Below are 22,109 nucleotides of genomic sequence, written 5' to 3'. Positions count from 1 at the left end.
CCCTTTAAGATTTAAATGGAGATTTATATAGGGTTTTGCCTCCCAATAAAACTGGCCAAGTTAAGGGCTCGTTTTACAAAATCTGCAGAGACAAAAAAGCAGCCCGCAGGCTGCTTTTATTCAACGGGTGTTACTCGTCACTCGCTATTTATTTAGCACAACTCTTCACTACGTCATTACCACGCATAAATACCGGATGTCCGCCATTCGTTGGCGCGTAATCAGCAGTTTCAATACTTGGATTTTTTTCAAAGTACTCACGAAGAACTGATGCATCGCTACGTTGAGTATCAATATAGTTTGCATGGCCTGTGATCACAGGGTAATCATCACCACCAGAGGCACTAAAGTTAATCAATGAGAAGGTGTAGTCACTTTCAAGATTAAACTCTCGGCCACCTAAAGAACTAATTTCTACAATATCCGCAGGTGTAGCATCAGGGTTAATTTCAACCGCATCACAACGAACAATCATATCCATAGGATAGAGCTGTGGCATACCGCCACCCGTCTTCTGTGCCACGTTTGCCAAATATGACTCAACTTCTGTGCCTGACATAGTCACAAAAGCAACATCATTGCCAAACGGCTGTACAGTCAATACATCACGGTAAGAGACATCACCAGCAGCAATTGAAGCACGAATACCGCCTGAGTTCATCACGCCAAAATCAACTGTCGGCTCAAAGTTCTCTGTAACCCAGTCACCGTATGCACGTGTCAACAACTGACCAAGATTAGTTTGTTCAACGCGCACTACATCACGATCACCCTCTAGCTTGCCATCAGTGCTTGAAATGACAACATCTAAAAGCTCCTGACCAATATCTTGATAATGCTGTAATGCATCAATAACGATTTGGTCCTGCTCTATCTCTTCGGTAGCAAAGACTTTGTCGCCGTTCTCATCTTCGACCTTAAGGTTAATTGGGATCAGGTTGTAGCTAACTAGGGTTAATTCACCGTCCTGGTATTCAAAATCTGCACGGCCAACGTATTTGCCCCACTCATGGGCTTGCATGATAAAGGTGCCATTTTGAATATCTGGCTTACACTCATCACCAGGCTGGAAGTTTTCATCATAACCATCACCTTCCATACAGACAGGGTTTTGTGAGTGGCCGCCAATTATTGCTTGAAGTTTACCTTGCTCTAAAGAGCGCGCTAACATCACATCGCCAGCAGCTTCTGTTCCATGATTACCATCGGCATAGTGACCCATATGAGTCAAAGCAAATACCATATCAACGGTTTCATTGGCTTCAATCTCAGCAAGCACGGTCTGAATTTCATCTTGCGGATCAGTAAAGTACAAGCTGGCTACATTATCAGGGCTTACAACCTTAGGGGTATCAACGGTTGTGAAGCCTATAATGGCAACTTGCAAACCATTCACTTCAAACACACGATATGGTTCAAAATAACGCTCTTCGGTGATATTGCCATCAATATCTTTTTTATAGATGTTTGCAGCAAGCATTGGGAACTGAGCAATATTAGCTTGCATATCTAATGTAGTTAACGGGTTATCAAACTCATGATTACCGACAGCCATAGCATCATAACCTAAGATGCTCATACCGATAAAGTCAGGCACAGCGTCTTGCATATCTGACTCTGGAACACCTGTGTTTATGTCACCGCCAGAGAGCAAAATGGTTTCACCACCGCTACGTTCAACTTCATCACGTATCTGATCGATGACAGTTTTACGTGCAGCCATACCATATTCACCATCGCTATTTTGCCAGAAGCGGCCATGGTTATCGTTTGTATGAATAACAGTAAAACCGGTACATGTATCACTGCCTGATTCACAACCTGTTTGTGGCGTGTCATTATCGCTTGAATTACAACCCGCTAAAGCCGCTAAAACAGCTGTGGCTACTACGCCTTTAATAAGTTTATTTGTCATTACATCAACCCCTAGGTTTTCACTTTACTTAGAAAGTAGGATTCTCTGATCCAGCTGGCAAAATGATACCAAAGAGGTATGACAGTTTTTATCTAATTAATTGATAGCTCAGCTAAAATGTAACCAAAACCAGCCCACCATTAACAAAGTGTGTTTCAGATAAAAAACAGCAGAGTAAAGCGCGCATTGAGACAAGTTTAAAAGGAGATGATTACGGAATGTGCGGCGAAGAAAATACTTATAGAACAAGGCGTGATAAATACACGCTGTTACTTTTGACTATACCAAAATTAAAACAGCAGCCAAAAGAAACAACTTGTATCAGAATCAATTCAAAAACAACTCAAGAACACGAAATAAACCTATAGCAAACGCAAAGACAACCATTTGGCAATATCTTGCAGTTGTTCAGGTAAAACACTATGCCCCATTGTATAGGTTTGCCACTGTGTTAGATAACCAGCTTGATTAAGCAGATCATTAGCCATCTTTCCAGCAAACAGAGGCACCACATCATCCTGCTCGCCGTGATGTTGTAATATCGGTGTTTGCTTATTAGCTTGGCTTAAGTCTGTTGGTAAAACATCCCCAGTAGGAAGATAGCAAGATAAGGCCATAATACCTGCAAGAGTCTCAGGGTACCTTAGTGCAGTGAAGAGGCTCATAACGCCACCTTGGCTAAAACCTGCAAGCACTATTTTATTAGCTGGGATCCCTGAGTCTATCTGCTCTTGAATTAAGGCTATCACTGCTTGCTCTGATGCTAAGACGCCTGGCATATCTGCTCGGTTATGTAGATCCATGCTTTTAATATCGTACCAAGCTCGCATGATATAACCTTGGTTAATCGTTACAGCTTGCTCTGGCGCATGAGGAAACACGAAACGGATACTATGATCATCTGGTAAACCTAGGGCTGGCACAACAGGCGCAAAACCTGCACCTGAATCTCCTAAGCCATGTAGCCAGATCACACAGGCATTAGCCTGTGTGCTTGGCTCGATTGTGATCCTCTCTAATGGTGTTGCGGACATTCTGCTTCCTTTTCTGTTCTTATGTTTTCTGCAAAACAATGCCTACGCTTAGCTCGTATAGCTAGCCCATACATGGTTTGATTATCGACAAGTGACGATGAGTACCTAGAAGTAGTTTACTGAATAAAAACTATATACCTAACTCATCACGAAGTAGCTTAAGTTGCTCAATGCTATCTAATTTCAGGCTCCAGCGAACAGCACCTGCATCGGCGAAGATAATCAAAGCTTGTTCATTAAACTTAATATCTTCAACCATGGCATATAAACCTGAGCCTGAGAGACCAAGTCTTATCTGGATCTCAAATGGGGTAATTATGATTTTACCTTGAGAAAACTCAATAACCATATCATCTTCTTATCGTCGTTTATTTAATACCAATTGCATTAAGTATTTGAACAATTCAGAGCGCCTTAGGCTTTTCAATTCAAGGCGCATTAGTGAGCAACTGGTATAAAATCTAAACATTGAAAAAAACCAGCTAAAAGCTGGTTTATGTTTAACAAAAGTAGTATCAAACTCTACTTAGTGTTGATGGCCACCTTTACCATGAGCATGACCGTGTGCAATCTCTTCTTCAGTTGCATCACGAGCATCAATTATCTCAATATCAAAGGTTAGCTCACGTCCAGCTAGTGGGTGATTAACATCAACTGTGGCCATAAACTTGCCCATCTTGATGATTGTAACCTGACGTTGGCCTTGATCAGTGTCGATGAGGGCTCTCATACCCGCTTTCCAAGTTTTAGCTCCCTGAAGGTGCTTCACAGATACACGTTGAACAGCTTCTTCATTGCGAATGCCATAAGTCGTTTCTGGCGCGAGTGTGACAGAAAAACTTTCCCCCACAGCTTTACCTTCGATTGAATCCTCAACACCAGGCATCATGTTGTCATGTCCATGCAGATAAGCGATAGGATCTAAGCCTTCGTTTGTCTCCAATACCTCTCCCTTTTCGTCACGTAAGGTATAGTTGAACTGCACAACCATATCATTTTTAATGCTCATCGAATGTCCTTTGAATTCATGCTTACTAAATTTTGGTGAAAGAGCTTAACAAAAGTACATAAAGCTCTCTAGTTATATCTAACATTAGTCCATTCAATGGACTGTTTTCTCTGTGCACAACCGACACTATATCCATAATGTGAACAGGCTTTAACGGCTTGCTCCACCTGGCACTATAGCGATATGCTCAACTTCATTAAGCACTTCTGTATTAGACAAGGCTAGCTGGCATACCCCAGAGGTAATTTGATGCTTAGCAGAGCAATCGACACTCCACTGCCTTAACAGATAACCCGCTAACGCCGCACGAGTTTGTACTTCGAGTTGATTATCTTGCATCTGATAATCGAGTGCTATCGCTTCGGGATGCTTAAGGCTTGGATGGGGGATCAGTTTTAATGTGACGACATTATCCCACTGGCGATCTTTAGCCTGGGTTTCATTGAAACTAGGCACGGTTTCAGCTGCAGCAATTAACTTAATACGTGTAACAACAAAATCAGTAAATACCTGATGCTCACGATCAAAAGCGCGAACATGCCAACGCTGACCATTATTAACGAGTGCATGGGGAACGACTTCCCGGCTCTTCTCACCCGATGATACTGATACATATTTGATCTTAATTGCTTGCTTGTTTTGTATTGCACGCATCAAGGCGGCAATAATTTCGGTATTTGGGTGAATAAGCTGCACAGCGTCAATACAGATTTCACTCGGAGAGATTGGGTGTGATAAACCATCACCAAACCCTTTAGCCAAGCCATGCAATATCCCTTCAGGTTCATGGCTAAATAACGCAGTGAACTCGGGTTTACGATGATAACTTTTAGTCTGATGGACCAAAGCCATATTATCTGGTGCTAAGGTGCGGTAACTGGAAAAATCCCGAGTTGCAGCAGCCAGCCCTGTAGCAAATTTTTTAATTAAATCTTGGCGAGAGACTTGACCAAAATACTGTAGGCTAAAGTCGATAAATGCAAGACGCTGTTTCTGTGCATGAGAAAGGTTATCCATTTGAGTCATATACTGTTCTCTCTTTGTATTGTTCTCTGCAGCAGAAATGATTTCAGTGCATACTGTTGATAGCAATAATGTAATGGATAAAACAAAAAGGTGCAATCATAATGATTACACCTTTATAGGAAAGCACAGCGCTAAGTAGGTTCAGGCGAACATTATAAAACTAGCCTGATTAATTTACCCCAATGGCTTTAAATGTGGCTTCACTAGGGAAACCATCAGCAACTAAACCAATGCTTTTCTGATAAGCACGTAAACCAGCTTTTGAATTAGTGCCCATGACGCCATCAGGCTTACCGACATCAAAACCTTTTGCATTTAGCTTTGCTTGCAGTGTTTTCACTCTCGCACGGCTCAAGTTATCCTGCTTAGGCGGAGATACCACTAAACTCACACCACCATTGATTCTATCCGCTAAATGTCCAACGGCGATGGCGTAAAATATAGAACGATTCCAGCGCATTATCACATCAAAGTTCTTATAACCAAGAAATGCTGGCCCTGTATATCCGGCGGGAAGATAAAGTGCTGCATTCATATCTGGTGTAGAAAGAGCACCGCCATTACTCTGCATAACACCAAGCTTTTGCCACTCTATAAGCGACTGTGATTTTGCTTTGCCCAAGTAGTCATAATCAAAATTCTCGGGCAAGCTAACCTCCCTGCCCCAACGCTCATTACGCTGCCAGCCAAGTTGATTCAAAAAGTTTGCTGCTGAGGTTAACGCATCTGCCGTACTGTTCCAAAGATCAGCTTTGCCATCACCATCACCGTCTACAGCATAATGGGTGTAAGCACTCGGCATAAACTGAGTATGCCCCATAGCACCAGCCCAAGAGCCAACCATTTGAGACGCATCGAAATCATACTTCTCTTTGAGCTTCAGAGCCTTCATCAGTTCGCCAGTGAAATATTTACTGCGGCGCGGATCGCAAGCCAAAGTCGCTAATGAATCTAAAACAGGCATTTTGCCTTTATAAGAACCGAAATTTGTTTCAAGCCCCCAAAACGCCATCAGATACTGAGGTGGAATACCATAGGTATCCTGTAATTGCTCCAGCAACACCTTATTCTCTTTAAGCATCTTGCGGCCCTGTTGCACCCGCCAATCAGTCACTCGCTTACTAAAATAGTTATCGAAAGTCTGACTAAACTCAGGTTGCTTCTTATCGAGCTCAATCACTCTAGAAACGTACTTAACATTAGCTAAAGTATTGTCGATGGTATCTTGTGACAAACCTTGCTGCTGCGCTGTTTCCTTTAGCTTAACCACACAACTGGCAAAATCATTGGCTACGGCGGGCATCACCCACAGAGAGGAAAGAAATAAAGCGGATGCTATTGGGACATTTTTATTCAAAACGACAACTCCAAGAATGCAATAAAAAATTTGACCATAATGAAGAAAGAAAAAACTCTCTGTATCGCTATAACGACAACAATCTGAGCCATAATAACTATACGAACAACATATATTAAGTATTAATCCGCGTTTTTTGCTAGAAAAAGGTTATTTTTACTTAATGTTTGCTTTTCCAGGTGACTTCTTTGAAGATTTCCTTGGCGAACCTCGTACTTGCCGTATAATGGCCCGGTTAAAATCACACTTAAGAGACCTATCATGAGCGAAATAACCCCTGAACTAGCTAGCTTTATCGAAAATGTAAAACAACATCAAGTCGTCTGGGGATTACAAGATGAGACAGGTGAAGGTTGGGTAGTATGTGATTCATCAGAGTATGAAAACACTGATGTTATGCCTCTTTGGTCTTCTGAAGAGCGAGCAAAGGTTCACTGTAGTGAAGAGTGGGCAGATTACCAGCCTGTATCTATCACTTTAGTTGAATTTTTAGAGTTCTGGGTATCCGATTTGAACGATGATGGTGTACTTGTCGGTACCGATTGGCTAGCGGATCAAGAATGCCTAGAGATCGATCCTATCGAACTTGCGACCTCTTTAGTTAATGTCGAAGAGGAGTAAGCTCAAAGCTTACTTCTAATTATCTGCAAATGAGTTTTTGCTCTCCTATTGCGTCACTTCAATAAAATGGTGACGCAATCAGTTCCCCTAATCGATGTTCCCTTTGAACTTCGTCATACCTGTTGGTTCTGCAGTGAGCCAAGTAACTGTGTATTTGAATACCATGCCAGCGTCCATACTCCGCATCCAAGCCTTGGCATTCCAGCCTGTAAAGAGTGCTTGAAACTGGCCCAAAAAAGTCCGTTAACTTCAATTTGGGACTGTCAAATAGCGGTTAAAGATGAACTCATGCGGATCTATGCAAAGCATTTAGCCATAGGCGTGAATTGGACCGAGCAAGAACTCATAGACTCTGAATTTTCTTGTAAGGTATTTGAAGGATTCAAGAAAAGCGCTTGGATGATGTACCTTATCGCCCGAGATAGAGTCAATGCCACAGGATGGCCAATAATTTTAGATGGGATAACCATAGACACAGCGAGTTATTCACCAGGTTTCGAATTTGACGGTGTCAAATATAGCTCAATGTCGAAGGCTGTCACCCATTACAGCCAAACCTTAGGGTTAGATAGACCTTTTTTTGAAGCCATCTTATCCCAAGTGGGCCGGCAGCGCTTTGGTTATGCGGTTAGAATAGCCCGCATCAATATAGCCTCCACAAAACGCGTTAAACAAGAAGTGGTCAAGGATATCGCTGTTGAACAAGGCAACGAGTTAAATAAAAAAACCTGGTTTTAAAATTGGTTTTTCACTTAGCTAGCTTAAGATAAGATCTCTCTAAGTCGTTGCTGTACGACATCAACTAAAAGATCAGGTTGGAATTTTGAAATAAATCGATCGCAGCCTACTTTCTCCACCATAGCGTTATTAAAACTGCCACTTAATGATGTGTTTAACGTGATATACAGATCTTTCATTCGTTTGTCATTACGGATCTCATGGGTGAGCTTATAACCGTCCATTTCAGGCATTTCGGCATCTGTGATCAACATCAAGATCTCTTCTTGAATTGTTTTTCCCTCATCACACCATTTTTGCAATGTTCTTAACGCTTGCAGGCCGTCAGAGACCTCTAAGATCTCAATACCTAAAGGCTCAAGGGTCTCTTTTATTTGTCGCCTTGCGGTAGATGAGTCATCGGCAATAAGTATCTTACGCCCAACCATCTCATGGCTAAGTTGTTCATCTAATACACCTTCCGATAAGGTGATATCATAATGGATGATCTCAGCTAATACCTTCTCTACATCTATAATGGAAACCAGTTGCTGTTTACCATCCATTTCAATATGAGTGATTGCCGTTAAATAATTATGATTTCCAGCAGACTTTGGTGGAGGTAAGATATCCCCCCAAGTTAAATTAACAATATGTTCAACTTTTCCAACCTTAAAGCCTTGTACACTGCGGTTATACTCAGTAATGATCATATTTGCTTCATGCTCACCTGTTATCGGGCGAAAACCGATAGCACTGCGCAGATCGATAACGGGAATAGAGGAGCCTCGAATATTGGCGACACCGCTAATATGAGAATGACTTCCTGGCATGCCACTTAGCACAGGGAGCTTAACCACCTCTTTAACCTTAAAAACATTAATGGCAAATAGTTGAGTAGCATTGATTCTGAAGAGTAATAGTTCCAGCCGATTTTCACCAACCAGTTGTGTGCGTTGGTTTACTGAATCAAGTACTTTAGCCATTATGTTTACTCTCAAAAAATTGGAAAAACTAAAAAATCATTCTTGCTTATTATAGTATTTATTAAGCTGCGATAACTGATTTTAAACAAGTTTATATCATACTATCATTGAAAAACCGCTAGATTTTTGCCGCTATAGGCGCTACTGGAATAATCCTTGAGCCGTGATTAACCACTATATCCATAATGCCTAAATGAAGCTCTTCAGCGACCAATTGATAAGTTGGGTAACTTGTTGTGCCGACATAGGCGAAAACATTAACCTGTAATCCATGCAAACCAAAGCCTTGGAATGTCACTCTCAATGGGCTTTCATCAACATTATCATGTTGTTCTAACATTGAAGTAATATCGGAAATTATCGCCTTAAGTTGCTCTGATGAAGTGCCATATTCGAGTCTAATATCAGCTTTAAACCTTATCTTTTCGCGCTCTGAGATATTTTCTATCTCCATCTCCGCCAACTTAGCATTAGGCACATGGATGAGCGTTCTATCTAGCGTTCTTATTTGCGTGCACCTTAAACCTATCTCCTCGACAGTACCGTTAATAGCCCCGAAGCGGCACAGGTGTCCAACCCTAATCGGTGCTGCTGAGTATAAGGTTATTGTGCCAATAAAGTTCTCAATAGATTGCTTAGATGCCAGTGCGATAGCGACGCCACCTATCCCCATACCAGCTAAAATCGCGCTGGCACTGAACCCAAGATGTTCAAGCCAGACCAAGGTAGCAAGTGCGACAAAAATGACCCTGACAAAGTTAGTTAGCGGGCCAAGCAGAGAAGCCCCTTGTTGATTATCTTTATCAAGCCATCGCCTTTTTAGCCCAGCTTGTAAAATGCCTAAAGAGGACCACACCAGCCATATGATCGCGATAAACATCAAAAAGCCAGTGTTTATCATCTCTAATGCCATGGCAGAGATGCTACTGTTCGCTATCCACGCTCTATCTAAGACAACCGCTAAAAAGAAGCGTAATGGGCCTGCCACTATGTATGATAGTTCTTGTTTAAGGGAATACTGGCTCTTCAATATGATGAGCTTTGTGACCCAAGTTATTGGGACCACAATTAAAAATGCGGCGGCTAAATAAACCAGTAATAAGGTTAGCTCCCACAGATTAACCTTAAACAAACGGCCTTCGGGAATATTATCGACAAACCATTCAACGACAGGCCCGTAACCAAGCTGTTCATATAAGGTCGGGATTTTTGCAACCGTGGCATTCGAGATTTTCCAGATAGAGCCTTGCTCGCCAGGAACTCGCTGCAAAAGGAGGGAAACCTCGCCACTTTCAACTTTAATACGGCCAAAAGCATCACGGTATGCAGGCAACATATCGTTATCTAGACCACGGGGGGAGTCATTAATTTCGTCAAGATCGACCCAGATATTTCTGTCAATAATCGCCTGAAGCTTTGATGCATATTCAGCACCTTGCGCCTTTGTCATCCCCTCAGGGAGGTATCTAAGATCAAGAAATTCTGCAGCTAGCTCATAGTCTTGTTCATAGGATGCTTGAGTAAAACCTTCTAAGGTTCCTCTTGGCGTATCACGCTTTAACTTATCTTTATATTCATACTTCTTATGAACAGAAAGTTCAGCAGGTTTCTCCTCTTCAGTTGAAGCACCTTTAAGCACACTCGCCATACTTGGCGTTCCCGCAGCAAAACCGTGCGAGCAAAATAATAAAGAAAACGATAAAAGGACAATGCTCCAGCAACTCAATCTCATTCACTACGACCGTTAATTAACAAAACACAGACAAATTCTACCACCAATTTCCATAAACAACAGTTTCACAACACAATTTCCTCACTCCAACGAAAATGACCAAATTTGTGCATTCGTATATTGACAAGTATGCTTGTGTCTATATAATCACCAACAGATTTGAGATAACTGCTATATTTTCCTTTCGCTAGACCTATTATCGTCTCCGCCTCGCAAAATATAAAAAGCTCCGATACATCATCTTTCGTCATCAGACTGTCATATCACTATGTTGAACTGAACAGGATTGAAGATAGCTATATTCATCTTGTTACAATTAGTCACACAGTTTGAATCTAGATAACTTGATTAAGATGTTGAAGCTGGGTAGTCTCAAGACACACTTAATGCTCATCTTTTGCAATTCGCTAAGGATTTTTATTATTAAATACAAATGCCTGCTAGTTATTTTTAGCAGCAATCAATAAGGAGTATGACCTATGTCGTACAATGTAAACGGTCATGAGATCACAGTTAATTTTCCAGTAGATTCTATTTCAGTAAATAAATCTTCTATCGCATTTACCGATAGCCATGGAAAAAATAAACAAACGTTCTCAAAACGTACTGAAGCACTTAAATTTATGAACTGGCTACTTTCAGGCAATAAATAAAAGCGTTATCAAAGTACTGAATTATAGTTACACCTAAGCTAATCGATACACCTCCTCTCATCTGTATCGAATGTCTGAAGCGGGTTACGCTAACGACAAGTAGGACCGGCACCATTAAGCTGGCTACTCAGCAACTCAAGCAGTACCTACCTTTGGTCCAGGCTGTATCACTTTCACAGATACTTAGCCTGACCAAACGGTAAAAACCCACTTGCTCTAAAATACCCTCAGCTTTACACTATCAAACAACCCACAAACATATATTCCTTTATATGCCCAAGCCTGACGTAAGCACAGCCATGGTTCTGCTAATCACGAAGATTAGAGCCACGATTCCCTTTCATTTAGATGAAGCACAGATGTGCCAAGGTCGCTGCTTAGGCTGCAGCAAGAAGATGCTCGAGATGTTAGATACAGAGCTGGGCTATTGGGAATCATCACAAGAGAAGCCTGGACTTGTGGATCTTGGTGAACTAACCACCTTAAGTAAGCGTACCCATAAAATACTTGAACGTAATAAGCTTATTTAAGATCAGGGTACTTCCGTCGATACCTAGGCAACATCGTCTCATTGCCAAGCATTCCACCTTGGTGTAGATAAAGTATCGCCCCATTGCTTTCATCTGACTGTAAATACTGTTCAAGGGCTATCCAGCCGACGGGATCATAAAGTAATTCAAATTCAATCCCCGCTCCAGATACCTTATTCCACATTTCATAACACTCTCGGTACAGCTTGCCGAAATGGTATTTCTTGGGGAGCATGACGGATTTAGGGTGGTAGAGGGAGTTGTCCGTTAATTCAGAAAACTGACTATGAAGATAGTCATCCCCTCCAACGGTCGCACAGGTTAATACCTGAATATCTCGTTCATGCTCGACAAAGTATTGATTTAAGAAAAGGGCTGTAGTGCCGGTTCCTGAAGGTAAAAAGACCGTAAGCTGAGGTAAACCTTGTGCTTCTGACCATAAAGCAATTTCTCTGGCCAGTCGATACACACCGTGCTTGGCAAACTCACAACGTCCGCCTTCAGGAACAAAAACGGCATTTTCAGTTTTCGGCAACACAACTTCTGTAATGTAATCCAGCGTATCTCTCCCCTCTCTATCTCCTTGTTCATCTAACGCAATAATCTTGGCTCCATTCTCCAATGCAGCCCTATAATTCCCTCTTGGCTGCTGCTTTATGTATGAAGCGATATGATCGACATAAAAGTCTAATTGCCAGCCCTTTAGTTTTGCCAATGCAGACATTGAGTACAAAGAGTTAGCCTGAGCAGAGCCATAACCAATCAGTGTCTTTACATCAGGAAAGTCGTTTTCAAGAAAGTAAGCAAACTTACGGGCTTTATTGCCTGAGAATTCAGGGTGAAGCAGATCATCACGCTTTACGTGAATGACCCTGTTGAACATTTCAATTGAATCTACTCGGGTTTGACTTAGCTTCATCTTTTTATCTAACGAAAAAGGATATATAAGGAGATTTTACCACTGCAAATAATCGACTAAAAGTACTAAATCATGATGAAAACCACCAAACAAACATGCCAACAATAAGATTAAAGCACTGATATTTAAAATAAATAAATATGGCACGATTTTAGCTTAACTATTTGTAATTGAATTTTCTATTTTTGACCTGTTTTTGCATTCATTTGGAGGCCTTAATGGCAGTATTAAGATTAATCTTTAACATCGCATGGTTCGTATTAGGTGGATTTGTCATGGGACTAGCATGGTGGCTTGCAGGATTACTGTGTTTCATTAGCATCATTGGTATTCCATTTGGCCGAGCATGTTTTGTCATCGGAGAGATGACATTTTGGCCATTTGGCCAAGAGCAGATGAATAGAAGGCACCTTACGGGTCAAGAGGACTTAGGTACTGGTGCATTCGGCACAGTTGGTAATATTATCTGGTTCTTACTCTTTGGGATCTGGTTAGCGATAGGTCATTTAACCCATGCATTAGCTTGTTTCGTTACAATTATTGGTATTCCCTTCGGGATTCAACACCTTAAACTCGCTATGCTAAGCTTAACCCCAATCGGACAAACGGTTGTTTCAAAAGCCTAAAGGTACTCAGTCTTGATTTTATTTGGCTCAATACATTGTATTGAGCCATTTTATAAAAAACTAGCACTTACTGAGCGACTCACTTCTGACCATTCTCGATACAATATTTCCCAATACGATAATAGATTGCTCAACAGACTCACTCCAGCAGATAGCCAAATTTAATCTTATATAGTTAATGTAATGACCATGCTGTGAAAACAGATCGCCGGGGAAAAATGCCACGTTTTTAAATATTGCCTGTTTAAATAGCACCCTAGAGTCACAGTCTGGGGGTAATTTTACCCAAACAAGATAGCCACCTTGAACCGTATTTATCATGGTACCCTTAGGGAAGTGCTGTTTAATGCATTCGCTCATTTGGCGATAGTTATCTATCAATTTAGACTTTAACCGCTTTAAGTGTCGTTCATAACCACCACTTTTTAGAAACTCAGTGATCAGCATCTGTATTACTAGTGGCTCTGATACATTTCTAAATGCCTTAAGCTTAATAATCTCTTTATGAAACCTGCCTCCTGACAACCAGCCAAGCCTAAAGCCAGAGCCTAATGACTTAGACACTGAAGAGCAGTAGATAACATAACCTGCTTTATCCATAGATTTCAGCGAGGGTTTAGGCTTACCACTGAAATTCAATTCAGAAAATAGATCGTCTTCTATCAATGGCAATTTCATGCTAGCACTAAGCTCAACAAGCGCTCTCCTTGTTGCTATAGGCATAAGACTGCCAGTAGGGTTGCTAAAGGAAGGTACAAGCACAACTGCCGACACAGTCCATTGGGATAGTGCTTCTTTTAAAGCATTAATATCCATTCCCGATCGCAAAGAGGTCGGGATCTCTAATGCCTTCATATTTAAAGCTTCAATGATCTGCAGCAGACCAGGAAAACAGGGACTCTCAACAGCGATAATGCCTCCAGGTTTGGCCACCGCCGATAAAGCAAGTGAAATAGCATCCTGGCATCCACCCGTTATCAATATCTCATCCGGGTGTGCATGTATGCTGGCGTTAAGCATTTTCTTGGCAAACTGTCTTCTTAGTGGTTGAAATCCCGATGAAAACTCAGCAGAAACAAGCTCCTCCATATGGTATCGACTGAGTTTGTTTAACACTGAACGCAACTGATTAATAGGTAGTAGTTTAGGGTCTATCACCGCTGTACCTAGATTACACACTCCCTCTTTGTGGCATTGAGAGAGTACCTCTAGCACCCGATTATGAACTGATAGCCCCACAGGTTCAGTAAGCTCATGAAGGTCAATTTGACTAAAGTCAGAAACATAATAACCAGCCCCCGCCCTTCCAAAGATGAGGCCCTCCCCCTCTAATAGAAGATAGGCAGCCTGTATCGTCGTCATGCTAACACCATGTAATTCACAACTGACACGCACAGAAGGGATCTTTTCTCCAGGTTGAATATTGCCTGCCAAAATCTGCCTGGATAAGCTCGATGCTATCTGTCGATATTTGCTTTTCATTACGACTAAATCCCCAGTGTTAACTTGTTGCATTACCATACAGTGAGCAAACTTAGACAAATAAATCAAGATAGTGCCAACTGTACCGCTTTTTCAAGTCATTTCTGTCTATTTTTTGTTAGCTGTTGCCAAGGTAAGTTAATTATCAACCTACACAACTCGAGTTATTTATGCCGTTAGTCACCCCCCTACAAGAAACAGATGCTGAGGTCATTGAGCTTGCAAAGTTTTTTAATGAGACCTTAGGCTTTTGCCCTAACAGCGTCCTGACAATGATGAGAAGACCAAAAATCGCGACCGCTTTTATCAATCTCAATATGGCGGTCATGGATAATAAGGGGCGAGTAACCAGTGCCCTTAAAAGGCTTATCGCTTACGTATCAAGTAATGTAACGGGTTGTCGTTACTGCCAGGCACATACAATACGTGCCGCAGAGCGTTATGAAGCGGAGCAACTACAGCTAGATAATATATGGGAATACAGAACCCATAATGCTTTCACAGATGCAGAGCGTGTTGCACTCGATTTTTCTGTTGCAGCCTCCACCATACCGAACGGTGTCGATGATGAGTTAAATCAGCGATTGCACTCACACTGGGACGAGGGAGAAATTGTCGAAATCCTCGGTGTTATTTCACTTTTTGGGTATCTTAATCGCTGGAATGATTCAATGGCTACAACCCTAGAGGAAGGTGCTATCAATTCTGGTGACAGTTTATTATCCCTACAGGGCTGGGAAGTTGGAAAACACACTTGATAGAGTCAGTTTCTGGTGGGTTTATCTGCAATCATTCAAGGAGATAAAAATAAAAACTAAAAAATAGGCGTTTAAAATAAATGCCCTTTCTCTATCGATAGAGTGTGCTAAATGACCCATTTAGCACTTTTCTACTCTCTCATTCACTCATACTGCTTTGTCACTTTTTCCATATACTCATCTAAAATCAGTTTTGCATCAATCTTAGCTAGTCCCTGGTTAAAAATATCACGCCAATAGATACCTTCAGGGCTATTTCTAAATGCAATAAACAGTTGTTTATCTTGTAATAGTTTTTTGTTTACTTGAAGCTTCTTAGCGACTTTCTGCAGTTCACCTTGTGAAAGGATATACCGAAGAACGTGTAGGTCTATCACCGCAGCATCCACTCTAGCTGAAGCGACCTTTCTTACATTATGTTCATCTGATGTCACAACCTCTACTTTCTGAGTGCCAAGTTTAATCATCGTATCGAGCTCTGCAGTATTGACGTAATCCCTTACGACCCCCAAGGTGTATTGATTTAAATCATTAAGCTCAGACCACCTAATTGGGTAAACCTCTCGCTCAACAATTCCTAGGGGGCTACTCCCTAAACTGTTAGAAAAGATAAAATCCTCCGTTGGATAAGAGTAAGCAGGAAGGTAGCCTAAATATTTTGAACTTGCTCTACCCACTAGCCTTACAGCCCTGCTCCATGGATAAAACTCAACTTTCACTTGGTGCCCCATTGCAATCACTGCCGCTCTCGCTACAGCAATCGATGCTCCCTGTTGATCAAGTTGACTACTGGAATAGGGTGGCCAATGCAGAGAAGTTAGCAACAAAGTTTCAGCCTTAGTGGGCAAACCTAGCAGTAATGCCATCACAGGTAATAGGTAGCTCACTGTACGACATTTCACTTTTGCAAAAATAGTTACTGATAAGAACATCAACAGCTACGCCTCCTGCCCGTATACAAGCGATCCGAATTTCTAATAGGTATAATTATAGACAGTTCACAGCGAGAGAAAATTATCCTTTGTTACATTAATCAACTAGCCCAACTAGACTTATTAATGAGAAAGTAGCAAAAGTGAAGCTTAAGAAGACTGAGAGTGGGGAATCGAATGCTAAAGAAAGCCGCTGTAACAATTATCGGGGGGAGCCTAACCCTACTCGGTGCAGCCCTATTGATATTGCCTGGACCGGCATGGTTACTTTTACCCGTAGGTTTAGCCATTTTAAGTCTAGAATACCCATGGGCTAAATTTTGGTTACGTAAAAGTCAGCGACAATTTTACCGCTCAGCAGCTTGGCTCGATAGAAAAATGCTATTAAGAAAGATGAGATAACAAACTTCCAACAGGCGTGACAGTGATATAGGTCTCTTTATTGAATTTAATTTGAAGCCGCGAGCTTATCCTGCCTGAGAACCTTCAACATGTCCGAGACAAAGCTCACACAAACTTAATCCAAAGCTGCGATAGTCTCTATCGAAACAATGCGTTACCCTAACCTACCTAAAAAGAAATACACTGCCTCACATCGAAATATAGATAAAAAAACAAGTCCTAATGTGAGGTCGTACATGAAACTATTAACCCCTATCGCTATCGGAATTATCGCAGCAATAAGCGCAGCACCCGCTATTGCCAATGAACCAATACAGATAATTGAACCTGCTAAAATCACAGCGCCTGAAAAAGTAGAGCTTGGAAAAATGCTGTTTTTTGAACCACGCCTATCACAGTCAGGTTTTATTTCATGTAACTCTTGCCATAACCTTTCATTAGGTGGTGTTGATGCATTACCGACCTCAATTGGCCACAACTGGCAGGAAGGTCCAATCAATTCACCAACAGTATTGAATGCTGAATATGGTTTAGCTCAGTTCTGGGATGGCCGCGCAAAAGATCTCAAAGAGCAAGCAGGTGGTCCAATTGCGAACCCGGGAGAGATGGGATATACCCATGAACTTGCAGTATCGACTGTAAACTCAATGCCGGCTTATCAAGCAAGATTTGCGGCTATTTACGGTGAAAACTCTGTCAATATCGATAATATTACCGATGCGATTGCTGAGTTTGAAAAAACACTGGTAACACCACACAGCCCATTCGATAAGTACTTACAGGGTGACAAAAACGCAATCACTGAAAGTGCTCAAGCGGGTTATCAACTGTTTAAAGATAAAGGTTGTACGAGTTGTCACAATGGCCCAGCTGTTGGCGGCACCATGTATATGAAGATGGGGTTAGTAAAGCCTTTCCATACAGATAACCCTGCAATTGGCCGTAAAGGTGTAACCGGTAAAGATGCTGATAAGTTCGTATTTAAAGTTCCGACACTGCGAAATATTGAACTGACCTACCCCTACTTCCATGATGGAGCGACTTGGACATTAGAGGAAGCGGTAAATACAATGGCAGATATTCAATTAGGCCAGGCACTAACAGAGAATGAAACGGCTCAAATGGTCGATTTCCTTAAATCTCTAACAGGTGAGCAACCTCAGATAGTATTACCAATTTTGCCACCATCTAATGCCAACACGCCAAGACCAGTTCCTTTTGACAAGTAAACTTAGTCAACAATAAAAAATGCCAGCATCAGCTGGCATTTTTGTGTCAGGAACACCTCTTTCAATTAAGCAAAGCGTGTCGATTAACCATGGATGGTACATAATCGACTTTGTGTCTGGAACACCTCTTTCAATTGAACAAAGCGTGTCGATTAACCATGGATGATACATAATCGACTTTGTGTCAGGAACACCTCTTTCAATTAAACAAAGCGTGTCGATTTACCATGGATGGTACATAATCGACTTTGTGTCTGGAACACCTCTTTCAATTAAACAAAGCGTGCCGATTAACCCGGACGATACATAATCGACTTTGTGCCTTGTTCATTTCAGCATTTGAATTAGCATGCCAGCTTCATTGAGAACATATTGATCCGTTCAAGGATGGCAATCACCACCCCCTGCCGCCTCATATTGTCCATCACACCTGGGCTAAACTTCTCTAAGCGGACCATAGCGGTCAATAAAAGCTGACATTCATATAGGCTGGCATCCGCGATGTATTCGGGTCTGTCAACCAAATGGCTATTGTGATACCACTCATCCCATTTAAAGTCGGTTAACAACAGCTCACTCTTGCTAAGGTCGGCCAGAAATTCTTGAAGCTTACACACTGAAACGGGCTTTTCTCCGCAAGCAAAATTACCAACATATTTAGTATAAAGATTTGATGTATGGCGAGTTATTAATGCATTCATCTGACACCTCCAACGAACAGGCCCTGAGTGAAGTGAGCTATTTCCAATGAAATGTCACTTACACATATGTTCGCTATCATTTTTCATTCTTACTTAGATAGCCTGCATATGCCGTACCACTCATAATATAAGCCCATGCTAATCGAGGGGGTCTGAACCTAAGCTTAACGGTACGTTATGTCTTAAATATCGGCACTAGTCCTCGTTTTCTTTAGCGTTTCAGCCTTAACCACTACTGTGATTTTTCCCATTTTTACTGTTTTAATTTGTGCTGTAGAACAATCAAAACTTGCGTTTTTATTTGATAAAAAATCAAACAGCGCAAAATGGTTCAATGCTTTATCAATTTGCGAAGCAAGTCGATTATTAAAATAGCATTCTAAAAATCTGCTTATCCCAGTGACATTAAAGTCTGTTGCCATCACTCTTTGCTACAATCCAAACTGGTATTATTCCAACTTAACTAATGCAAGCTTATGCATTCAGAGCTTGGCATTATCGAACTCTTCTAAAATGAGCTCTGTAAATAATCGACCCGCTTTACCTAAAGGACGTTGCATCGTAGAAACGAGTTTAGGCGTAAAGCTGTGCTTACTGCCTCCATTAAAATCAACCACAATGAGCTCCCCACTTTCAAGCTCATCTTTGATTAAGAAGTCAGGCATCCAACCAAACCCCAGTCCCATCTGCAGCGCGTTCTTCTTCATCATAAACCCCGAAAGGTAAAATACTTTATCTCCGCCAAATTGCAGTTCATCTTGATAGTTTATTTCGGGCGAGGAGTCTTCAATGGTTAACTCTACATGCCTTTGAAGTTCAAAAAGGGAGATATTAGTATCGGATGCTAAGGGATGTTGAGCACTGGCCACCAATAAACTGGTTACATCTGGCAAAGATTGGGGGCGATAATTAGGACCAGTACGATAGTCTTTAACCAACATCAAATCGGCATTATCACGCTCAAACCTGTCCTGAACACCACCAAGAAACTCCATATTGAGCTGGATCTTTGTCGGGATATCTTGAGCCGCCATCCGCTTTAAGGCTTTCATAATTGGCTGCATAGGCAGTGAACCGTCGATAATTAGCTCAAGCTTTGGCTCCCACCCTTCACTGAACCTGCTCGCTAAGTGTTCAATGTTATTCAAGTATTGAAGTAGCCTTTGCCCCTCAGCAAGAATAACTTTCCCCTCAGCGGTTAATTCTGCTCGGTATTGATCGCGACAAAAAAGATTTACACCTAAGTGTTGTTCAAGCTTCTTAACCTGATAACTCACCGCCGACTGCGCCTTATGTAAACGCTCTGCAGCCTTAGCAAAGCTGCCCTCTTCAACCAATACTTCGAGCACCTTAAATGCATCTACATCAATACGCATATTAACCTCAAGTCTGTAAAGCTTACATTACCATCAATTAAATAGATGGAGTCACACCAATTATTATTCTTTTTTTTGCTCATTCAAGCAACTAAATTGATAAGTAGATCACAAATTGATTGAACTGATTGCTTTGAGTCATTGAGAGTTAAGGCAGTAAAGACCTACGACTACCGCCTATCACGGAATGATGATGTTGCTCCACGAGGACATCACATAAGCTCCTGAAAACCGCCAAAGAACGGTTGCGAGTAGAAACATCGAAAGAGGATATTATAATGGCTAGCGAACAGAACCCACTGGGATTACTTGGCATCGAGTTTACCGAATTTGCCACACCAGATCTTAATTTCATGCACCAAGTATTTATCGACTTTGGTTTTTCTAAGCTCAAAAAGAGTAAAAGTAAAGACATTAGCTACTACAAACAAAACGATATTAACTTTCTGCTTAACAATGAGAAGCAAGGGTTTTCGGCTGAATTTGCTAAGAGCCACGGCCCAGCTATCTGTTCGATGGGTTGGCGTGTTGAAGATGCACAGTTTGCTTTTGAAGGCGCTGTAGCACGTGGTGCAAAACCTGCTGCTGATGATAAGAAAGACCACCCTTATCCTGCTATTTATGGTATCGGTGACAGTCTAATTTATTTCATCGACGTTTTCGGTGAAGAGAACAATATCTACCAGAAAGACTTTGTCGATCTTGAAGAGCCAATCATCACCCAAGAGAAAGGCTTTATCGAAGTTGACCACTTAACTAACAATGTCTACCAAGGCACTATGGAATTTTGGTCTAACTTCTATAAAGATATCTTTGGCTTTACTGAAGTTCGCTATTTCGATATCAAAGGAAGCCAAACTGCACTTATCTCATATGCCCTTCGTTCACCAGATGGCAGTTTCTGCATTCCGATTAACGAAGGTAAAGGCAGCGAGAAAAACCAGATCGATGAATATTTAAAAGAGTATGATGGCCCAGGTGTACAGCATTTAGCTTTTAGAAGCCGTGACATAGTCCACTCTCTAGATGCGATGGAAGGCTCATCAATTCAAACATTAGATATTATCCCTGAGTATTACGACACCATCTTCGACAAGCTGCCTCAAGTAACTGAAGACAGAGAGCGTATTAAACATCATCAAATCTTGATTGACGGCGATGAAGATGGTTACTTACTGCAAATTTTCACTAAGAACCTATTTGGTCCAATCTTTATTGAGATCATCCAGCGCAAGAATAATTTAGGTTTCGGTGAAGGTAACTTTACCGCCCTATTCCAATCAATTGAGCGTGACCAGAAGCGCCGCGGTGTCCTCTAATCAAAATGAGTCCATATCAGGTTAACTAGTGTGCACTCTTTAGTTAGCTAGATGTAAAACCAGCCCATGGGGCTGGTTTTTTGTTTTCACTGCAGACAATATTCACTAGACTGACAACCCTTGATAACAAAACTAAGAAATGACTGACTGATGCCTGATATCGCCCTACTTGCCGTTTTCCTACCTACCTTTTTCTTTGTGTCTATCACGCCAGGAATGTGTATGACCTTAGCCATGACGTTAGGCATGAGTATCGGCATCAAGCGTACCCTTTGGATGATGATTGGTGAGCTAGTCGGTGTGGCCTTAGTCGCTGTTGCAGCTGTAATGGGTGTCGCAAGTATCATGCTTAACTACCCACACATTTTTGAAATACTAAAATGGGTCGGTGGCATCTATCTCGCCTATATCGGCGTTCAGATGTGGCGTGCAAAAGGCAAAATGGCTAGCCTAGATGAGCAGTCAAACAACATCAGCAATAAAGCACTCATGTCTCAGGGCTTTATCACAGCCATTGCCAACCCTAAAGGCTGGGCATTTATGATCTCACTGCTACCGCCTTTTATAAATGTTGACCGCGATCTTGCCCCTCAGTTTATTGCGCTGCTAAGTATCATCATGTTTACCGAGTTTGTTAGCATGACTGCCTACGCCACCGGTGGGAAAACCTTAAAAGTATTCTTAACCAAAGGTGACAACATCAAGTGGATGAACCGTATTGCAGGCTCATTGATGGTTGGCGTGGGTTTCTGGTTGGCACTGGGTTAACTGCGAGATTGGGGCTA

General features: G+C 41.6%; 24 protein-coding genes. 10 read left to right on the top strand and 14 right to left on the bottom strand.

The features are described from left to right. Positions 1 to 148: 148 nt before the first annotated feature. The 6 genes from ushA to BM736_RS05320 form a co-directional block, all read right to left on the bottom strand. Entirely contained in the window at positions 149 to 1,915 is a 1,767-nt protein-coding gene (gene ushA / locus BM736_RS05345) for a bifunctional UDP-sugar hydrolase/5'-nucleotidase UshA (RefSeq protein WP_076409464.1), read from the bottom strand. Positions 1,916 to 2,277: 362 nt separating this feature from the next. Next, the gene (locus BM736_RS05340; protein ID WP_076409462.1) at positions 2,278 to 2,949 is read right to left on the bottom strand and encodes an alpha/beta hydrolase; all 672 of its coding nucleotides are present in this window, start codon (positions 2,947 to 2,949) and stop codon (positions 2,278 to 2,280) included. 130 nt (positions 2,950 to 3,079) lie between these two features. Then, a complete protein-coding gene (locus BM736_RS05335; protein WP_076409460.1) occupies positions 3,080 to 3,298 on the bottom strand; it encodes a DUF3389 family protein in 219 nt (72 codons plus the stop codon). A 177-nt stretch (positions 3,299 to 3,475) separates the two neighbouring features. Then, entirely contained in the window at positions 3,476 to 3,958 is a 483-nt protein-coding gene (locus BM736_RS05330; protein ID WP_076409458.1) for a peptidylprolyl isomerase, read from the bottom strand. A gap of 150 nt (positions 3,959 to 4,108) precedes the next feature. Next, a complete protein-coding gene (locus BM736_RS05325; RefSeq protein WP_076409456.1) occupies positions 4,109 to 4,984 on the bottom strand; it encodes a WYL domain-containing protein in 876 nt (291 codons plus the stop codon). A gap of 169 nt (positions 4,985 to 5,153) precedes the next feature. After that, entirely contained in the window at positions 5,154 to 6,287 is a 1,134-nt protein-coding gene (locus BM736_RS05320; protein WP_083699886.1) for a lytic murein transglycosylase, read from the bottom strand. 315 nt (positions 6,288 to 6,602) lie between these two features. On the opposite strand from BM736_RS05320, the gene BM736_RS05315 reads away from it, so the two are divergent. Together BM736_RS05315 and BM736_RS05310 are read left to right on the top strand one after the other, a co-directional pair. Then, positions 6,603 to 6,962, top strand: coding sequence for a DUF2750 domain-containing protein (locus BM736_RS05315; RefSeq protein ID WP_076409451.1), 360 nt, complete (start codon positions 6,603 to 6,605; stop codon positions 6,960 to 6,962). A gap of 66 nt (positions 6,963 to 7,028) precedes the next feature. Then, a complete protein-coding gene (locus tag BM736_RS05310; protein WP_076409449.1) occupies positions 7,029 to 7,700 on the top strand; it encodes a hypothetical protein in 672 nt (223 codons plus the stop codon). A 23-nt stretch (positions 7,701 to 7,723) separates the two neighbouring features. Here BM736_RS05310 and BM736_RS05305 read toward each other — a convergent pair whose 3' ends face one another. Next, positions 7,724 to 8,665: a chemotaxis protein CheV gene (locus BM736_RS05305; protein WP_076409447.1), complete on the bottom strand. Its 942-nt coding sequence runs from the start codon at positions 8,663 to 8,665 to the stop codon at positions 7,724 to 7,726. Between the two features lie 118 nt (positions 8,666 to 8,783). After that, entirely contained in the window at positions 8,784 to 10,313 is a 1,530-nt protein-coding gene (locus BM736_RS05300; RefSeq protein WP_256717722.1) for a mechanosensitive ion channel family protein, read from the bottom strand. A gap of 563 nt (positions 10,314 to 10,876) precedes the next feature. On the opposite strand from BM736_RS05300, the gene BM736_RS24960 reads away from it, so the two are divergent. Together BM736_RS24960 and BM736_RS05290 are read left to right on the top strand one after the other, a co-directional pair. Next, complete coding sequence (locus tag BM736_RS24960; RefSeq protein ID WP_143562322.1) at positions 10,877 to 11,050, top strand: hypothetical protein; 174 nt, start codon at positions 10,877 to 10,879, stop codon at positions 11,048 to 11,050. A 272-nt stretch (positions 11,051 to 11,322) separates the two neighbouring features. Then, the gene (locus BM736_RS05290) at positions 11,323 to 11,580 is read left to right on the top strand and encodes a hypothetical protein (protein WP_076409441.1); all 258 of its coding nucleotides are present in this window, start codon (positions 11,323 to 11,325) and stop codon (positions 11,578 to 11,580) included. Here BM736_RS05290 and BM736_RS05285 read toward each other — a convergent pair. Next, the gene (locus tag BM736_RS05285) at positions 11,573 to 12,499 is read right to left on the bottom strand and encodes a pyridoxal-phosphate dependent enzyme (RefSeq protein WP_076409439.1); all 927 of its coding nucleotides are present in this window, start codon (positions 12,497 to 12,499) and stop codon (positions 11,573 to 11,575) included. The two genes, BM736_RS05290 and BM736_RS05285, sit on opposite strands and share 8 nt — an antisense overlap. A 218-nt stretch (positions 12,500 to 12,717) precedes the next feature. On the opposite strand from BM736_RS05285, the gene BM736_RS05280 reads away from it, so the two are divergent. Further along, the gene (locus BM736_RS05280) at positions 12,718 to 13,125 is read left to right on the top strand and encodes a YccF domain-containing protein (RefSeq protein ID WP_076409437.1); all 408 of its coding nucleotides are present in this window, start codon (positions 12,718 to 12,720) and stop codon (positions 13,123 to 13,125) included. Positions 13,126 to 13,185: 60 nt separating this feature from the next. Here the strand turns inward: BM736_RS05280 and BM736_RS05275 are convergent, their stop codons facing one another. Next, positions 13,186 to 14,607: a PLP-dependent aminotransferase family protein gene (locus tag BM736_RS05275; RefSeq protein WP_179079009.1), complete on the bottom strand. Its 1,422-nt coding sequence runs from the start codon at positions 14,605 to 14,607 to the stop codon at positions 13,186 to 13,188. 170 nt (positions 14,608 to 14,777) lie between these two features. On the opposite strand from BM736_RS05275, the gene BM736_RS05270 reads away from it, so the two are divergent. Continuing rightward, a complete protein-coding gene (locus BM736_RS05270) occupies positions 14,778 to 15,365 on the top strand; it encodes a carboxymuconolactone decarboxylase family protein (RefSeq protein ID WP_076409432.1) in 588 nt (195 codons plus the stop codon). Between the two features lie 143 nt (positions 15,366 to 15,508). Here BM736_RS05270 and BM736_RS05265 read toward each other — a convergent pair whose 3' ends face one another. Then, positions 15,509 to 16,297: a transporter substrate-binding domain-containing protein gene (locus BM736_RS05265; RefSeq protein ID WP_083699844.1), complete on the bottom strand. Its 789-nt coding sequence runs from the start codon at positions 16,295 to 16,297 to the stop codon at positions 15,509 to 15,511. Positions 16,298 to 16,474: 177 nt separating this feature from the next. On the opposite strand from BM736_RS05265, the gene BM736_RS05260 reads away from it, so the two are divergent. Together BM736_RS05260 and BM736_RS05255 are read left to right on the top strand one after the other, a co-directional pair. Further along, positions 16,475 to 16,699 carry a PGPGW domain-containing protein gene (locus BM736_RS05260; protein WP_076409427.1) on the top strand — a complete coding sequence of 75 codons (225 nt, stop codon included), beginning with the start codon at positions 16,475 to 16,477 and terminating at the stop codon, positions 16,697 to 16,699. 236 nt (positions 16,700 to 16,935) lie between these two features. Further along, entirely contained in the window at positions 16,936 to 17,928 is a 993-nt protein-coding gene (locus BM736_RS05255; protein ID WP_076409425.1) for a cytochrome-c peroxidase, read from the top strand. A gap of 344 nt (positions 17,929 to 18,272) precedes the next feature. Here BM736_RS05255 and BM736_RS05250 read toward each other — a convergent pair whose 3' ends face one another. The 3 genes from BM736_RS05250 to BM736_RS05240 all read right to left on the bottom strand — a co-directional run bounded on the left by BM736_RS05250 (position 18,273) and on the right by BM736_RS05240 (position 20,005). After that, complete coding sequence (locus BM736_RS05250) at positions 18,273 to 18,629, bottom strand: DUF6508 domain-containing protein (protein ID WP_076409423.1); 357 nt, start codon at positions 18,627 to 18,629, stop codon at positions 18,273 to 18,275. 182 nt (positions 18,630 to 18,811) lie between these two features. Then, the gene (locus BM736_RS05245; RefSeq protein WP_076409421.1) at positions 18,812 to 19,051 is read right to left on the bottom strand and encodes a hypothetical protein; all 240 of its coding nucleotides are present in this window, start codon (positions 19,049 to 19,051) and stop codon (positions 18,812 to 18,814) included. Positions 19,052 to 19,111: 60 nt separating this feature from the next. Continuing rightward, on the bottom strand, positions 19,112 to 20,005 hold the full coding sequence (locus BM736_RS05240; RefSeq protein ID WP_076409419.1) for a LysR family transcriptional regulator: 894 nt from the start codon (positions 20,003 to 20,005) through the stop codon (positions 19,112 to 19,114). Positions 20,006 to 20,283: 278 nt separating this feature from the next. Between BM736_RS05240 and hppD the strand changes: the two genes are divergently transcribed. Together hppD and BM736_RS05230 are read left to right on the top strand one after the other, a co-directional pair. Then, positions 20,284 to 21,324 carry a 4-hydroxyphenylpyruvate dioxygenase gene (gene hppD, locus BM736_RS05235; protein WP_076409417.1) on the top strand — a complete coding sequence of 347 codons (1,041 nt, stop codon included), beginning with the start codon at positions 20,284 to 20,286 and terminating at the stop codon, positions 21,322 to 21,324. Positions 21,325 to 21,474: 150 nt separating this feature from the next. Further along, a complete protein-coding gene (locus tag BM736_RS05230; RefSeq protein WP_076409415.1) occupies positions 21,475 to 22,092 on the top strand; it encodes a LysE family translocator in 618 nt (205 codons plus the stop codon). Positions 22,093 to 22,109 lie beyond the last annotated feature (17 nt).

The organism is Shewanella sp. UCD-KL12, from assembly GCF_001957125.1.
Taxonomy (GTDB): Bacteria; Pseudomonadota; Gammaproteobacteria; order Enterobacterales; family Shewanellaceae; genus Shewanella.
The sequence above is the reverse complement of the archived record's forward strand: the minus strand, read 5'-3'. Positions and strand labels throughout refer to the sequence as shown.

Bases quoted from the DNA above. Each gene is read 5' to 3' on its own strand.
- ushA (WP_076409464.1), bottom strand. From the start codon at position 1,915: ATGACAAATAAACTTATTAAAGGCGTAGTAGCCACAGCTGTTTTAGCG.
- BM736_RS05340 (WP_076409462.1), bottom strand. From the start codon at position 2,949: ATGTCCGCAACACCATTAGAGAGGATCACAATCGAGCCAAGCACACAG.
- BM736_RS05335 (WP_076409460.1), bottom strand. From the start codon at position 3,298: ATGGTTATTGAGTTTTCTCAAGGTAAAATCATAATTACCCCATTTGAG.
- BM736_RS05330 (WP_076409458.1), bottom strand. From the start codon at position 3,958: ATGAGCATTAAAAATGATATGGTTGTGCAGTTCAACTATACCTTACGT.
- BM736_RS05325 (WP_076409456.1), bottom strand. From the start codon at position 4,984: ATGACTCAAATGGATAACCTTTCTCATGCACAGAAACAGCGTCTTGCA.
- BM736_RS05320 (WP_083699886.1), bottom strand. From the start codon at position 6,287: ATGCCCGCCGTAGCCAATGATTTTGCCAGTTGTGTGGTTAAGCTAAAG.
- BM736_RS05315 (WP_076409451.1), top strand. From the start codon at position 6,603: ATGAGCGAAATAACCCCTGAACTAGCTAGCTTTATCGAAAATGTAAAA.
- BM736_RS05310 (WP_076409449.1), top strand. From the start codon at position 7,029: ATGGTGACGCAATCAGTTCCCCTAATCGATGTTCCCTTTGAACTTCGT.
- BM736_RS05305 (WP_076409447.1), bottom strand. From the start codon at position 8,665: ATGGCTAAAGTACTTGATTCAGTAAACCAACGCACACAACTGGTTGGT.
- BM736_RS05300 (WP_256717722.1), bottom strand. From the start codon at position 10,313: ATGGCGAGTGTGCTTAAAGGTGCTTCAACTGAAGAGGAGAAACCTGCT.
- BM736_RS24960 (WP_143562322.1), top strand. From the start codon at position 10,877: ATGTCGTACAATGTAAACGGTCATGAGATCACAGTTAATTTTCCAGTA.
- BM736_RS05290 (WP_076409441.1), top strand. From the start codon at position 11,323: ATGCCCAAGCCTGACGTAAGCACAGCCATGGTTCTGCTAATCACGAAG.
- BM736_RS05285 (WP_076409439.1), bottom strand. From the start codon at position 12,499: ATGAAGCTAAGTCAAACCCGAGTAGATTCAATTGAAATGTTCAACAGG.
- BM736_RS05280 (WP_076409437.1), top strand. From the start codon at position 12,718: ATGGCAGTATTAAGATTAATCTTTAACATCGCATGGTTCGTATTAGGT.
- BM736_RS05275 (WP_179079009.1), bottom strand. From the start codon at position 14,607: ATGAAAAGCAAATATCGACAGATAGCATCGAGCTTATCCAGGCAGATT.
- BM736_RS05270 (WP_076409432.1), top strand. From the start codon at position 14,778: ATGCCGTTAGTCACCCCCCTACAAGAAACAGATGCTGAGGTCATTGAG.
- BM736_RS05265 (WP_083699844.1), bottom strand. From the start codon at position 16,297: ATGTTCTTATCAGTAACTATTTTTGCAAAAGTGAAATGTCGTACAGTG.
- BM736_RS05260 (WP_076409427.1), top strand. From the start codon at position 16,475: ATGCTAAAGAAAGCCGCTGTAACAATTATCGGGGGGAGCCTAACCCTA.
- BM736_RS05255 (WP_076409425.1), top strand. From the start codon at position 16,936: ATGAAACTATTAACCCCTATCGCTATCGGAATTATCGCAGCAATAAGC.
- BM736_RS05250 (WP_076409423.1), bottom strand. From the start codon at position 18,629: ATGAATGCATTAATAACTCGCCATACATCAAATCTTTATACTAAATAT.
- BM736_RS05245 (WP_076409421.1), bottom strand. From the start codon at position 19,051: ATGGCAACAGACTTTAATGTCACTGGGATAAGCAGATTTTTAGAATGC.
- BM736_RS05240 (WP_076409419.1), bottom strand. From the start codon at position 20,005: ATGCGTATTGATGTAGATGCATTTAAGGTGCTCGAAGTATTGGTTGAA.
- hppD (WP_076409417.1), top strand. From the start codon at position 20,284: ATGGCTAGCGAACAGAACCCACTGGGATTACTTGGCATCGAGTTTACC.
- BM736_RS05230 (WP_076409415.1), top strand. From the start codon at position 21,475: ATGCCTGATATCGCCCTACTTGCCGTTTTCCTACCTACCTTTTTCTTT.